Genomic DNA, 14773 nt, shown 5'->3' with positions numbered 1-14773 from the left:
GTAGGCTCCTCCCGTGGCGATCTTCGGCCGGAACACGGCGCGTCAGCGTCTGAAGAGGGCAACCCAGCGTGCCCTCTCGGTGCCGACCTTCGACTCGCCGCCGGACTCCACGCCATGGGTGATCGGCGGGCTCTGGCCCTCCGAGTTGGCGACCGTCACTCCCGCGACCGCCGGTGTCGCCGACCACCTGAAGAACGATCTGCAGCGCATCGCGGATTCGGCCAACGAGCGCTTGCGCGCGCTGCGCCACGCCGATCTTCCCGACTTCGCGCGCCGCGCCGAGGAAGTCCGGATCATCGATGTGGCCAGGGCGTACGCGGTGCAGCGAGTCGAGTCGACGATCCGTCAGTTACGTTCCGCAGCAGACGAATTCGATACCGATCCGGCGATGCCCGCCGTCACGCCAGATGTCGAGCCGCCGGTCGTCACTGAGGAACCCGACGTCGTCGTCGAGGACGAGGTATCCCGGCCGGCCGAACCCGAACCCGAGCCCGAACCGGAGCCGGTTTCCGACGACCGCCGCCTGGAGGGGCTGCTGGAATTCGTGGCCCGCCAGGAGCCCGGATTGCGATGGATGGTCGGGGAACGCGGTGACGGCACGACACTGCTGGTGACCGATGTCGCGCACGGCTGGATCCCGCCGGGTGTCGCAGTGCCCGCCGGTGTCGAGCTGCTTGCGCCTGCCAGACGTGGCGGCCGGATCAGCGACCTGCTCGGCGATGTCGTGCGGTCGGCGTCCTACCACCCGGGCGACCCGTTCGGTGGGGGCCGCAACGAGGCGCCGAGGACATCGCAGACCGCCCGGGAACTGCCTCGCGTCGACGATCTCGGATGGAAGCTGGTCGAGGCCACCCACTGGCGCGACGGACTGCCGAGGATGGTGCACACCTTGGCCAAGGCCGGTGCGGCGCGCACCGGGGTGCTCGACGCCGAAGTGGATGTCCTGCGTGTGCATTCCGACACCGCGCGCTATCAGTTGATGGCCCAGTACCCCGATGTCGATTCAGCGCTGCTGAGCAACTGCCTGTTACTGGCTGCCACCGAGGCGATCGCGGTCGGAGACGAGCTGTCCGCCAATTATCACTTCGCCTGGTTCGAGGCGCTCAACGCCCCGTTGCCGAGCCAGTGGGGCAGCGCGCCGTAACTCGACCTATGGTCGGAGGTTGCTGGGGCAATTTCCGGTGCTGATGACGGTGGTCCGTACAAAGGTGAATTGACGCAGGTAGCGACGCTCGACATACTGGTCGAGTGGCGGGATCCGGCAGTGATCGCGAGCTTAGCGACAGGGATCTCGTCGATGCGGTCTTACGCGAACTGAGCGAAGCTGCGCAGCGTTGGGAGGCGCTCGTCGCGCAGGCCGAGACCATCACCTACAGCGTCGACCTGGGGGACATAACCGCGGTGGCAAACTCTGACGGCAAACTCATCGACCTCACGTTGCACCCCGCGGTCGTGACCGACTACAGCCATGGGGAGCTGAGCGATCGGCTGAACCTGGCGTTCACGGCGCTGCGCGAGGAGGCCGAGACCGACAATCAGGCCCGCTACGGCGGCGGGTTGAGGTGACCTGGTGCCGCTGAATCTGTCCAACCGGGACCAGAACTCCGGCCACCTCTTCTACAACCGGCGCCTTCGGGCAGCGATCACCCGCTTCTCCGTGCGGATGAAGCACGACGATCGCAAGCAGCAGGCCGCCGTCGCGTTGTCGATCGTGTTCGTCCTGATCGGCTGCGGGTGGATGGCCCTCCTGCATTTCATGAAGCCCGCCGGTCTGGTGGGCCAGTCGAACATCATCGGCAACCGCGACACCGGTGCGCTCTACGCGAAGATCGATGGCCGGCTGTACCCGGCCCTCAACCTGACGTCGGCGCGTCTGGCGACGGGCAGCGCGTCGACGCCCACCTGGGTCAATGCCGGTGAGATCGCGAAGTACCCGACCGGGCCGATGATCGGGATCCCCGGCGTACCCGACGACCTGACCGTCTCGGCCAATCCCGTTTCGGCGTGGTCGGTCTGCGACACCGCCCCGACCCGGGGCGGCGGACAGCTGCCGTTGGTGACGGCGATCGCCGGCCAGCTTTCCGCCGGCGGTCGCGCACAGCCGTTGCGCCCGACCCAGGCGGTCCTGGCCACCCACGGCACCGGCACCTACCTGATCTGGAACGGTCAGCGGACCCAGATCGACCCGGCCGATCGTTCGGTCACCTTCAACCTCGGCCTCGACCCGGGCGCGACCCGGCCCATCGACGTCTCGAACGCTCTGTTCGACGCCATGCCCGCCACGGAACCCCTTGTGGTACCGGTCATTCCGGAAGCGGGCACTCCGTCGCGCCTGCTGGCAGGCTCGGTGGTCGGCACCGTGCTGGAGACCAAGGACTCCAACGGCGTGGTCAGCGGCTTCTACGCGTTGCTGCCCAACGGCGTGCAGAAGATCACCGGCTTCGTCGCCGACCTGCTGCGCACTGCGAACAGCCAAGGTTCGACGACCCCGCAGCTGGTCTCACCGGACAAGCTCGTCGACATTCCCGAGGTGTCGGTGCTCAATGTCGACTTCTATCCCACCGGCAAGCTGGATTTCGTTGATACCGATGCCAATCCGGTGACATGCGTGGGCTGGCAGAAGCAGACCACCGACCGCCAGGCCGCGGTGACGTTCTTCACCGGTCGCGGACTGCCGACACCGGAGAGCATGGACTCACACATCGTGAAGCTGGTCCGCGATAGCCGCGACCCCGACTCCGTCGAGGCCAACCAGACCCTGATGTTGCCGGGTGCCGCGAACTTCGTCGCATCCACCAGCGGGGCGATCAGCTCGGACACCCGCGAATCGCTGTACTGGGTGTCGCCCCAAGGGGTTCGGTACGGCGTCGAATGGGACCAGAGCACCTTGCAGGCATTGGGTGTCGACCCGCGCCGGGCCGTGCAGGCGCCGTGGCCCATCTTGCGGACCTTCGCCGCGGGCCCCGCGATCAACCGGGCCACCGCGCTGTTGGCGCGCGACACCATCGATCCCGGCGGGGCGGTGGCCCAGGTGGCCGCCCCCGGCCAACAGAATGCGGGAGGGTAGCGGTGTCGAAAAGGGGATTCGTTCGTGGCGGACGCAAGCCTGCGCCGAGCGTGCCGCCGGCGCGGGTGGCGGTCGCACCGCCGCTGGCACTGCCTGAACGGGAGCCGCGCAACATCCTGCTGATGATCGCGCTGCCTGCGCTGCTGGTGGGGATCATCGGCACGCTCGTGGTGATGTACACCTCCGGCGTCCGGTCATTGCAGTCCGGGTTCTTCCCGATGATCGGCCTGGTCGGTTTCGCGGCACTGATGTTCAGCGGGCGCATGGGTCGCGGTCGTCGCATCAGCTGGGGTGAGCAGGAGAAGCAACGCCGAATCTACTTGCGCCAGCTTGACGACGACCGCGACGAGGTCCAGCGCGCCGCCCAGGACCAGCGTCACAGCCAGCTGTTCGTGCACGGCGACCCGCAAGAGCTCGACACGGTGATCGGTGGCCCCCGGATGTGGGAGCGCCGGCCCGCCGACGCCGACTTCCTCGATGTGCGCCTGGGCATCGGTGTGCAGTCGGCCGCCGACTCCGCGGTGTCCTTGCAGTGGCCGGAAGTGCCCGTCGGTGAAGAGCTGGAACCGGTGACCGGACGGGCGCTGCGGGATTTCATCTTGGAGCAGAGCAAGATTCGCGGGATCGGCAAGGTGCTGAGCCTGCGTTCGCGGCCGGGATTCAGCTTCGTCGGGGACGATGCCGACGAGCTGCACTCGTTCATGCGAGCGGTGCTGTCCTCGCTGGCCGTCTATCACAGCCCTAACGACATGAAGCTCATGGTGGTCACCCGGCACCCCGAATTGTGGTCGTGGCTGGTGTGGTTGCCGCACAACCAGCACGACGAGATGTTCGATGCCTGCGGGCTTCGGCGTCTGGTGTTCACCTCGCCGACCGAACTCGAGGACGCGCTGGATTCGGAGCTCCACCGCAAGGGGCGCGGTCCGTGGACCCCGCCGAGCGGATCCAGCCCCACCACCATGCTCTCTCCCATGGAGGCGGCGTCCGGTAGCGCGCTGGGCCCGCACTGGGTGATCGTCGACGACAACGTCGGCACCCCCGAACAGTGGGAAGGCATCACCGGTCAGAAAGGGATGGCCGGAATCACTGTGCTGCGCTTGGCGTCCCGCCCCGGTGTGGGGGTCGGTTTCTCCGACGAGGACGAGCGTTTCACGCTGCAGGAGGGCAGGCTCAGGCACCGCGGGGCCTTCTACGCTGTTGCCGACATGCTCGCCGAGAGCACCGCCGACCGCTATGCCCGGGCACTGGCCCGGTGGTCGCCGATGACCGCGGGCGAATTGTCCGAGACCGACAGCCAGGGCGGAGAGCTGCTGCGGGCGTTGGGAATCAACGATCCGCGCCAGCTTGACGTCGACCGGTTGTGGGCGGAGAGCCGAGGCCGGGGCGACCCGAAGTGGGCCGTGGTACCGGTCGGCATCAAGCCCGGCGGAGAGCTTCAGTACATCGTGTTGCGCGCCAAGGACTTCGGTGGCTTCGGTTTCCACTCGGTGGTGATCGGGACCTCGGGTTCGGGCAAGTCGGAGTACTTCCTTTCGCTGTGCAACGGGATCGCGCTGACCCATTCCCCGGAAACGTTCAACGTGATCTTCGTCGACATGAAGTTCGAGTCCGCCGCCCAGGATCTCGAGGGGTTGCCCCATGTGGCGGGCTCGCTGTCGAACCTCGGCAAGGACGACAGGCACCTCGCCGAGCGGATGCGCAAGGCCATCGATGGCGAGATCGCCAGGCGTTACCGGCTTTTCAAGGACGCGGGTGCTCGTGACGCGAACGAGTACGAAGAGATGCGGCTGGCCGGGCGTGATCTCGAGCCGGTTCCGATCCTGCTGGTCATCATCGACGAGTACCTCGAGCTGTTCCACAACCACCCGGAGTGGATCGACCTGGTCATTCACATCGGGCAGGAAGGCCGTGGCTGTAACGTCTTCTTCACCCTCGGCGGCCAGCGGCTGGACCTGTCGTCGCTGAGCAAGGCCAAGAGCAACATCGCCTTCCGGGTCGCGCTGCGTGCGGAGACCGCCGAGGACTCCCGCGATGTCATCGGCAGCGACGCCGCGCTGCACCTGCCCTCCAAAGAAGCCGGTTACGGCCTACTCAAGGTCGGCCCCCGCGAGCTCGAACAGTTCCGCTGCTTCTACGTCTCGGCGCCGTTCGTCGTGCCCAAGCGTGTGGTGAACACCGACACCACGGTGGACGTCAGCTTCACACAGCCGCGCCCGCTGACCTGGGAGTACCAACCGCTGTCCGTCGAGGACAACGCGGCGCTGGCTGCGGCTGACGCACCCGACGAGCCCGACGAATTCCTCTATCACGCAGACGGTTTCAAGAAGAAGAAGCTGCTCGACGTCATCCGGGAATCGCTGGTCTCACATCCGGCCCGGGCACCGCACCAGATCTGGCTGCCACCACTGGAAGTCGGCGAGACCGCCGATGCCCTGGTGCAACGCTGGCGGGGCAAGCCGTGGTGGGTGGATTACGGCCAGAACCCCGGGCTGGTCTTTCCTGTCGGGATCGAGGACTTCCCCGAGGATCACGCCCAGCGCGTGCACGTGATCGACGCCGAGATGGATGCTGCTGGTCGGCCCGCCTGGTACCGGTAAGACGACCACGGCGGAGGCGCTCGGCAAGATCTATGCCGGGTTGGGGATCGTGCGGCATCCGGAGATCATCGAGGTCAAACGCGCTGACTTCTGCGGTGAGCACATCGGGTCGTCAGGCCCGAAAACCAATGAGCTGATCAGTCGTTCGCTCGGTCGCATTCTTTTCATGGACGAGTTCTATTCTCTGGTCGAGCGTCATCACGACGGGCGCCCGGACATGATCGGCATGGAAGCCGTCAACCAGCTGCTGGTGGCGCTGGAAGTGCACCGGTTCGACTTCTGTTTCATCGGGGCGGGGTACGAGAAGGAAGTCGACGAATTCCTCACGGTGAACCCGGGTTTGGCGGGCCGATTCAACCGGAAGCTCCGGTTCGAGTCGTACAGCCCCGACGAGCTGGTCGAGATCGCGATCCGCTACGGCGGGCCGCGCGCCACCGTCATCGATCCGGCCGCGCAGGAAGCCTTGAATGCTGCGTGCCGCAAGCTGCGGGCCTACCTGGCACCGGACGGCAGCCACGGCATAGACGTGATGCAGAACGGCCGGTTCGCCCGCAATGTCGTCGAGCGCGCCGAGCGGCTGCGGGACTCCCGGGTGGCCGCCCAGAACCGCACCGACCGCGGGTCGGTGACGGTCGAGGACCTCGAGACGCTGCGCACCCAGGACCTTCTCGGCGCGGTGTCGGTCGCATGCGCAGAAAAGCATGTGCCGCTGGAGCTTTGAGCTCCTAACCCAGTGCTGACGCGGCCGCGTCGGCGAACGCCCGCGCACTCGGATAGCGCTGGCTCGGGTCCTTCGCCATGGCCGTGGCGATGACGTCGTCGATCGCGGCAGGCAGCCACGGCGCGAACCGGGAGACCGGAGGCGGTTCTCGGTGTAGCTGCGCCTGAACCACCTCGGCCTGGGATCCGGCGTCGAAGAACGGCGGCTTGCCCGTCAACAGCCGAAACAGCGAGCAGCCCAACGAATACACATCGGCCAGTCCGTCGATGTCCTTGCCCTGCAGCATCTCCGGTGATGCATAGGCCGCCGATACCAACACCTCTCCGTTCCGCGCGAACGGCGGAGCGCCGAAATCGGTCAGTAACGCGTGATCCCCCTCGCCCAGAAGGAAATTGGACGGCTTGACGTCGCCGTGCACCACGCCCTGAGCGTGGGCGAAGTCCAAGGCTTCGGCAATGCCGGCGATGATGTGCACCGCGCGCGCCGGCGACATCTGCCCGGCCCGCAGTGCACTGTCCGCGTCGCCACCGGGAACATATTGCATTGCCAGCCAATGTGTTCCGCGCTCGTACACCGGGACGATATGGGGATGAACCAGCAGTGGGGGACATTCGTCCGTCACCACCTTGAGCGCCACCGGCCCCGCAGCGCCATGGGCCAGATAGACCGTGCCCGTCCCGCCGGTGCCGAGCACCGATTGGATCGAATATCCGCCGATACTAGCGAGGTCCACGGGGCGGGATCGTCGCGAAGAACTGCGAAATGACGGCTGCCACTTCGACAAAGGCGCGCCGGGTCGGCCCCGACATCTCGCCGGTGTTGTTGATGACGCCGCCGGGACGAAGGCCCGGATCGAACGGCACCTCCACCACCGCCTGACGACGGGAGCGGAACTGGTCGGCGAGCACGCCGCGGGTCTTCTTGTCGGAGTGCCCGTCGGAGTCGTTGAGCACGATCACCGTTCGCTGCATCAGCCCGGTCTTGCCATGGGCGGCAAGCCATTCCATCGTCTGTGCGGCCGCCGAGGCGCCATCCGGCCACGGTGAGGACACCACGATCAGCGCGTCCATATCGCGCATCGCCTCCTGGGTGACCGGGGCGTCCATCGTGGATCCGCAGTCGACGATCGAAATTGTGAAGTGCCGGTCGAGGCGCATGGTGGCCTCGCGGTAGATCGCCGCGTCCAGAAGGCCCCGCCGGCTGCCGTTGTCCCCGGCCAGCACGAACAACCCCGATGAGTTGCTGCCCATCCGGGTCAAGACCTCGGCGAACGACCGCAGATTCTTGTTCTTGGCCAGCTCCCAGTAGGAACCGCCGGCCCGCGGGTCGATGCGGCTGCCCAGCCGGCCGAACGCGGTGTCGGCGTCGACCGCCACCACCCGGTCGCCGCGCCGCAGCTCGGCCAGCACGCATCCGACGCTGGCGGCGACGGTCGTCTTACCGACCCCGCCCTTGCCCAGCACCCCGATCTTGTAGTGGCCGCGCAGCGGGGCGGCCACCATGGCTTCCATCGCCGTCTGGCGCTGCTCCTGGCGCGAGGGACCCAGATTCACCAGGCCGAACGTCGCGGTATGAAGACCGCGGCGCCACCCGCGGGCCGGCTTTGGCTTCGGCGGGCGCGGCGGTGCGGACACGGCGGTCGGCAAGGGGGGATAGGGCGGCTGGACCGGCGCGGGCTGCGGCGGTATCGGCAGCTCGATACGGGGGATCCGCTCCGTGGGCGGACCGGCCGAATAGTCCGGCGGCGGCCGCCGGTCGCGGTCGCGCTGATAGTGGTCACGGTCGGTCATCGTGACCAGTATCGCTGCTTGCGCGAATTCCCTGGTCGCAGGCCGGTCGGCAGCGGGAAAGCTAAGAATCCGACCAGAGTTTGCGCAAAGTCCCGGACCGGCCTCCGGCCCAGGTCGCAGGGGCGCTGACACGTGCTGATGTGAGGTATCCCGCACCCAAGACACCGGTGCCGTACGCCCTCAGCAAACAGCCCAAAACAGCCCCGGCGGAGCACCCCGTCGGCGCAGGGCCGCCGAAGCGGGCGAACGCGCCACCAAAAAGGGGCGCTGACAACGGATTCCGCAGCTAAGACCCTTTGGTGGCTGCACCTCCGCGTAAGGCGGCAGGGCAACCGACTTAGCCTAGACTAAGTTGGCATGTCAGCGGGGGTTTGACATATCGTTTTACGACTTGTTGACACCACAGTGGAGCCCCGTTCAGTGACGCACGGAGGAATCCCTGGCGGGGCGCGGTGACGTCGATGAACCACCGCGCACAAAAGCTTGTGAAGGGTCAGGTGCGAATGCCCAGGAGTGTCGGGCTGTACAACCCCGCATTTGAGCACGATGCGTGTGGTGTCGCCATGGTCGCAGACATGTACGGCCGTCGCAGCCGCGACATCGTCGACAAGGCCATCACGGCACTGCTGAACATGGAGCACCGCGGTGCTCAGGGCGCCGAGCCGAACACCGGCGACGGCGCGGGCATCCTGCTGCAGGTTCCCGACGCCTTCCTGCGCGCCGTCGTCGACTTCGAATTGCCCGAGGAGGGCAGCTACGCCACCGGTATCGCCTTCCTGCCGCAGTCGTCCCGCGACGCCGCGACGGCGTGCGAGTCGGTCGCCAAGATTGTCGAGGCCGAGGGCCTGACGCTGCTCGGCTGGCGCGACGTGCCCACCGACGATTCGTCCCTCGGTGCGCTGGCCCGCGATGCGATGCCGACGTTCCGTCAGGTGTTCATCGGCGGCGCGTCCGGCATGGACCTGGAGCGCCGTGCCTACGTGGTGCGCAAGCGCGCCGAGCACGAGCTGGGCACCAAGGGCCCGGGCCAGGACGGTCCGGGACGCGAAACCGTTTATTTCCCAAGCCTTTCCGGTCAGACGTTCTGCTACAAGGGCATGCTGACCACCCCGCAGCTCAAGGCGTTCTACCTCGATCTGCAGGATGAGCGGCTCACCAGCGCGCTGGGCATCGTGCACTCGCGCTTCTCGACCAACACGTTCCCGTCGTGGCCGCTGGCGCACCCGTTCCGCCGCGTCGCCCACAACGGCGAGATCAACACCGTCACCGGCAACGAGAACTGGATGCGGGCCCGCGAGGCGCTCATCAATAGCGACGTGTTCGGTTCGACCCAGGACCTCGACAAGATCTTCCCGATCTGTACGCCGGGCGCCTCGGACACCGCGCGTTTCGACGAGGTTCTGGAGCTGCTCCACCTCGGCGGCCGCAGCCTGGCCCACTCGATGCTGATGATGATCCCCGAGGCCTGGGAGCGTCACGAGTCGATGGATCCGGCGCGCCGCGCCTTCTACGCCTACCACTCGTCGCTCATGGAGCCGTGGGACGGCCCCGCCTCGGTGTGCTTCACCGACGGCACCGTGATCGGCGCCGTCCTCGACCGCAACGGCCTGCGCCCGTCCCGGGTCTGGGTCACCGAAGACGGCCTCGTCGTCCTCGCGTCCGAGGCAGGCGTGCTGAACCTCGATCCGTCGACCGTGGTGCGCAAGATGCGCCTGCAGCCCGGCCGCATGTTCCTCGTGGACACCGCGCAGGGCCGCATCGTGTCCGACGAGGAGATCAAGGCCGAGCTCGCCGCCGCCGAGCCATATCAGGAGTGGCTCGACGCGGGGCAGTTCCACCTCGACGACCTGCCGCCCGGTGACTACGTCCGCATGCCGCACCACCGCGTGGTGCTGCGCCAGCAGGCTTTCGGCTTCACCTACGAGGAACTCAACATGCTGGTCGCGCCGATGGCGCGCACCGGAGCCGAAGCACTCGGCTCGATGGGCACCGACACCCCGGTCGCCGTGCTGTCGGCGCGTCCGCGGATGCTCTTCGACTACTTCCAGCAGTTGTTCGCCCAGGTGACCAACCCGCCGCTGGACGCCATCCGCGAGGAGGTCGTCACCAGCCTGCAGGGGACCGTCGGCCCGGAGAGCGACCTGCTCAACCCGACCGCCGACTCGTGCCGGCAGATCATTCTGCCTAACCCGATCCTGCGCAATGCCGACCTGTCGAAGCTGATGTGTGTCGACCCCGACCACGAGATCCGCGGCCACAAGCACGGCCTGCGCGCCGCCGTCATCCGCTGCCTCTACCCGGTCGCCCGCGGCGGCCAGGGGCTCAAGGAAGCGCTCGACGACGTCCGCGCCAAGGTCTCGCAGGCCATCCGCAACGGCGCGCGCATCATCGTGCTGTCCGACCGGGAGTCCAACGAGTCGCTGGCGCCGATCCCATCGCTGCTCAGCGTGTCTGCGGTGCACCACCACCTGGTGCGTGACCGCACCCGGACTCAGGTCGGCCTCGTCGTCGAGGCGGGCGATGCCCGCGAGGTGCACCACATGGCCGCGCTGGTCGGTTTCGGTGCCGCCGCGATCAACCCGTACATGGCGTTCGAGTCCATCGAGGACATGTGCGACCGCGGCGTGATCGCCGACATCAGCAGCGACAAGGCCAAGGCCAACTACGTCAAGGCCGCGGGCAAGGGCGTGCTGAAAGTCATGTCCAAGATGGGCATCTCGACGCTGGCGTCCTACACCGGCGCCCAGTTGTTCCAGGCGATCGGCGTCAGCCAGCAGGTCCTCGACGACTACTTCACCGGGCTGTCCTGTCCGGTGGGCGGCATCGACCTCGATGACATCGCCGCCGACGTCGCCGCCCGTCACGCGCTGGCCTACCTGGATCGCCCCGACGAGCGCGCGCACCGCGAGCTCGAGGTCGGTGGCGAGTACCAGTGGCGCCGGGAAGGCGAATACCACCTCTTCAATCCCGACACCGTCTTCAAGCTGCAGCACTCCACCCGCACCGGGCAGTACTCGATCTTCAAGGAGTACACGCAGCTGGTCGACGACCAGAGCGAGCGGTTGGCCTCACTGCGCGGTCTGCTGAAGTTCCGGGACGACTTCCGGCCACCTGTTCCCTTGGACGAGGTCGAGCCCGCCACCGAGATCGTGAAGCGATTCTCCACGGGCGCAATGAGTTACGGCTCGATCTCCGCTGAAGCTCACGAGACGCTGGCCATCGCGATGAACCGCCTCGGCGGCCGGTCCAACTCGGGCGAGGGCGGCGAGTCCGTCGAGCGCTTCGAGCATGACGCCAACGGCGACTGGCGCCGCAGCGCCATCAAGCAGGTGGCGTCGGGTCGTTTCGGTGTCACCAGTCATTACCTGACCAACTGCACCGACATCCAGATCAAGATGGCCCAAGGTGCGAAACCCGGTGAGGGCGGCCAGCTTCCGGGTAAGAAGGTGTACCCGTGGGTGGCCGAGGTGCGGCACTCCACGCCTGGCGTCGGCCTGATCTCGCCGCCGCCGCACCACGACATCTACTCGATCGAGGATCTGGCTCAGCTGATCCACGACCTGAAGAACGCCAACCCCAATGCGCGGGTTCACGTGAAGCTGGTGAGTGAGAACGGCGTCGGGACGGTCGCGGCCGGTGTGTCGAAGGCGCACGCGGACGTGGTGCTGATCTCCGGTCATGACGGCGGCACCGGAGCCACCCCGCTCACCTCGCAGAAGCACGCGGGCGCGCCGTGGGAGCTCGGCCTGGCCGAGACCCAACAGACGTTGCTGCTCAACGGACTTCGTGACCGGATCGTCGTGCAGGTCGACGGCCAGCTCAAGACGGGCCGCGACGTCGTCATCGCCGCGCTGCTCGGTGGTGAGGAGTTCGGTTTCGCCACGGCACCGCTGGTGGTGGCCGGCTGCATCATGATGCGCGTGTGCCACCTGGACACCTGCCCCGTCGGCGTCGCCACCCAGAATCCGCTGTTGCGCGAGCGATTCACCGGCAAGCCCGAATTCGTCGAGAACTTCTTCCTGTTCATCGCCGAAGAGGTGCGTGAGCTCATGGCGAAGTTGGGCTTCCGCACGGTCAACGAGATGGTCGGTCAGGTCGGGGCGCTCGATACCGCGCAGGCAGCAGAGCACTGGAAGGCTCACAAGCTGGACCTGTCCCCGGTGCTGCACGAGCCCGAATCGGCCTTCATGAACCAGGACCTGTACTGCAGCTCGCGTCAGGACCACGGTCTGGACAAGGCACTCGACCAGCAGCTGATCGCGCAGAGCCGCGAGGCGCTGGAGAGCGGTTCACCTGTTCGTTTTTCGACCGCAATCGCCAACGTCAACCGCACCGTCGGCACCATGCTCGGCCACGAGCTGACCAAGGCGCATGGGGGCCAAGGGCTTCCGGACGGCACCATCGACATCACGTTCGACGGGTCGGCGGGTAACAGCTTCGGTGCGTTCGTCCCCAAGGGCATCACGCTGCGGGTGTACGGAGATGCCAACGACTACGTCGGCAAGGGCCTGTCCGGCGGGCGCATCGTGGTGCGGCCGTCCGAGACCGCCCCGAGCGACTTCGTCGCCGAGGACAACATCATCGCGGGCAACGTGATCCTGTTCGGCGCGACCAGCGGGCAGGCGTTCCTGCGCGGTCAGGTCGGCGAGCGGTTCGCGGTCCGCAACTCGGGCGCCCACGCAGTGGTCGAGGGCGTTGGCGACCACGGTTGCGAGTACATGACCGGAGGCAAGGTGGCGATCCTCGGACCCACCGGCCGCAACTTCGCCGCAGGCATGTCCGGTGGCATCGCCTACGTCTACGACCAGCACGGCCATCTCGGCGACAATCTCAACGCCGAGATGGTGGAACTCGAGCGACTGGACGCCGACGATATCGAGTGGCTGCAGGGCATGCTCGTCGCCCACGTCGACGCCACTGATTCGGCTGTGGGACAACGTATTTTGTCGGACTGGGAGTCTCAACTGAAGCACTTCGTGAAGGTGATGCCGCGCGACTACCGGGCGGTCCTGACCGCTATCGCCGAGGCCGAGCGCAACGGCGAGGACGTCGATGCCGCGATCATGGCGGCGGCCAATGGCTGATCCGCGCGGTTTTCTGAACTACACCAAGCGTGAGACGCCGGTACGCCGGCCGGTCGATCTGCGGCTGAAGGACTGGAAGGAAGTCTACGAAGAAGACTTCTCCCACAAGACCCTCGAGGCGCAGGCGTCGCGATGCATGGACTGCGGTATCCCGTTCTGCCACAACGGTTGCCCGCTGGGGAATCTGATTCCCGAGTGGAACGACCTGGTCTACCGGGACCGCTGGCGCGACGCGATCGAGCGACTGCACGCCACCAACAACTTCCCGGAGTTCACCGGCCGGCTCTGCCCGGCGCCGTGTGAGGCGTCCTGCGTGCTGGGCATCAACCAGGATCCGGTGACCATCAAGCAGGTCGAGGTCGAGATCATCGACAACGCCTTCGACGAGGGCTGGGTCGTGCCGATGATGCCGGACAAGCTGACCGGCAAGAAGGTCGCGGTCGTCGGGTCGGGCCCCGCGGGCCTGGCCGCCGCGCAGCAGCTCACCAGGGCCGGGCACCAGGTGACGGTGTTCGAGCGCGCCGACCGCATCGGCGGCCTCCTGCGTTACGGCATCCCCGAGTTCAAGATGGAGAAGCGCCACATCGACCGGCGCCTCGAGCAGATGGCGGCTGAGGGCACGCAATTCCGCACCGGGGTGAACGTCGGCGTCGACCTCACCGTCGCGCAGCTGCGGCTGAACTACGACGCCGTGGTGCTCAGCGGTGGCGCGACCGACTGGCGCGACCTGCCGGTCCCGGGTCGCGAGCTCGACGGCATCCACCAGGCCATGGAGTACCTGCCCTGGGCCAACAAGGTTCAACAGGGTGACCCGGTGCTGGACGACGACGGTCAGCCGCCGATCACGGCCAAGGGCAAGAAGGTCGTCATCATCGGCGGCGGTGACACCGGCGCCGACTGCCTGGGCACCGCGCACCGGCAGGGTGCGGCCAGCGTCCACCAGTTCGAGATCATGCCGCGCCCGCCGGAGACTCGTGCGGACTCCACCCCGTGGCCGACCTACCCGCTGATGTTCCGGGTGGCCTCGGCCCACGAGGAGGGCGGCGAGCGCCTGTTCGCGGTCAACACCGAGAAGTTCGTCGGCCACGAGGGCAAGGTCACCGGGCTGCGGGCCCACGAAGTGGTGATGAAGGGCGGCAAGTTCGAGAAGGTGGAAGGCACCGACTTCGAGCTCGAGGCTGACCTGGTGCTGCTGGCGATGGGCTTCGTCGGACCGGAACGGCCAGGGCTGCTCACCGACCTGGGTGTGGAGCTCAACGAGCGCGGCAACGTCGCCCGTGACAAGGACTTCGCCACGTCGGTGAAGGGCGTCTTCGTCGCCGGCGACATGGGCCGCGGTCAGTCGCTGATCGTGTGGGCGATCGCCGAAGGCCGTGCCGCGGCCGCAGGCGTCGACCGCTACCTGATGGGCCACTCCGCGCTGCCGGCGCCGATCAAACCGACGGCCGCTCCCCAGCGCTAGCAGGTCCAACCCCACTAGTCACTACTGCATCACCCGAATCATCCGATTATTT

7 protein-coding genes and 1 pseudogene are annotated in these 14773 nt (G+C 67.1%); 6 read left to right on the top strand and 2 right to left on the bottom strand.

All coding sequences use genetic code 11. The features are described 5' to 3' along the window. The first annotated feature begins 13 nt into the window (after window positions 1-13). From EV580_RS14615 to eccCa, 4 genes and pseudogenes are all read left to right on the top strand, one after another. A complete protein-coding gene (locus EV580_RS14615) occupies window positions 14-1144 on the top strand; it encodes a DUF5631 domain-containing protein (RefSeq protein ID WP_133691877.1) in 1131 nt (376 codons plus the stop codon). 104 nt (window positions 1145-1248) lie between these two features. Next, window positions 1249-1566 carry a YbaB/EbfC family nucleoid-associated protein gene (locus EV580_RS14610; RefSeq protein ID WP_133691876.1) on the top strand — a complete coding sequence of 106 codons (318 nt, stop codon included), beginning with the start codon at window positions 1249-1251 and terminating at the stop codon, window positions 1564-1566. Window positions 1567-1570: 4 nt separating this feature from the next. Continuing rightward, window positions 1571-3067, top strand: coding sequence for a type VII secretion protein EccB (eccB, locus tag EV580_RS14605; RefSeq protein ID WP_133691875.1), 1497 nt, complete (start codon window positions 1571-1573; stop codon window positions 3065-3067). A 2-nt stretch (window positions 3068-3069) separates the two neighbouring features. Beyond that, window positions 3070-6385 (top strand): annotated as a pseudogene (gene eccCa, locus EV580_RS14600) (type VII secretion protein EccCa). A gap of 4 nt (window positions 6386-6389) precedes the next feature. Here eccCa and EV580_RS14595 read toward each other — a convergent pair. Further along, on the bottom strand, window positions 6390-7118 hold the full coding sequence (locus EV580_RS14595; RefSeq protein WP_166654707.1) for a serine/threonine-protein kinase: 729 nt from the start codon (window positions 7116-7118) through the stop codon (window positions 6390-6392). Continuing rightward, window positions 7105-8175: a MinD/ParA family ATP-binding protein gene (locus tag EV580_RS14590; protein ID WP_133691873.1), complete on the bottom strand. Its 1071-nt coding sequence runs from the start codon at window positions 8173-8175 to the stop codon at window positions 7105-7107. The genes EV580_RS14595 and EV580_RS14590 overlap by 14 nt, the downstream gene beginning before the upstream one ends. A 503-nt stretch (window positions 8176-8678) precedes the next feature. Between EV580_RS14590 and gltB the strand changes: the two genes are divergently transcribed. Both gltB and EV580_RS14580 read left to right on the top strand, forming a co-directional pair. Beyond that, window positions 8679-13259, top strand: coding sequence for a glutamate synthase large subunit (gene gltB, locus EV580_RS14585; protein ID WP_166654706.1), 4581 nt, complete (start codon window positions 8679-8681; stop codon window positions 13257-13259). Beyond that, a complete protein-coding gene (locus tag EV580_RS14580; protein ID WP_133691871.1) occupies window positions 13252-14721 on the top strand; it encodes a glutamate synthase subunit beta in 1470 nt (489 codons plus the stop codon). The genes gltB and EV580_RS14580 overlap by 8 nt, the downstream gene beginning before the upstream one ends. The last annotated feature ends 52 nt before the right edge of the window (window positions 14722-14773 follow it).

The organism is Mycobacterium sp. BK086 (assembly GCA_004362315.1).
Taxonomy (GTDB): Bacteria; Actinomycetota; Actinomycetes; order Mycobacteriales; family Mycobacteriaceae; genus Mycobacterium.
The sequence above is the reverse complement of the archived record's forward strand: the minus strand, read 5'-3'. Positions and strand labels throughout refer to the sequence as shown.

Coding starts and splice junctions, on each gene's coding strand:
- EV580_RS14590 (WP_133691873.1), bottom strand. CDS start 8,175: ATGACCGACCGTGACCACTATCAGCGCGACCGCGACCGGCGGCCGCCG.
- gltB (WP_166654706.1), top strand. CDS start 8,679: ATGCCCAGGAGTGTCGGGCTGTACAACCCCGCATTTGAGCACGATGCG.
- EV580_RS14580 (WP_133691871.1), top strand. CDS start 13,252: ATGGCTGATCCGCGCGGTTTTCTGAACTACACCAAGCGTGAGACGCCG.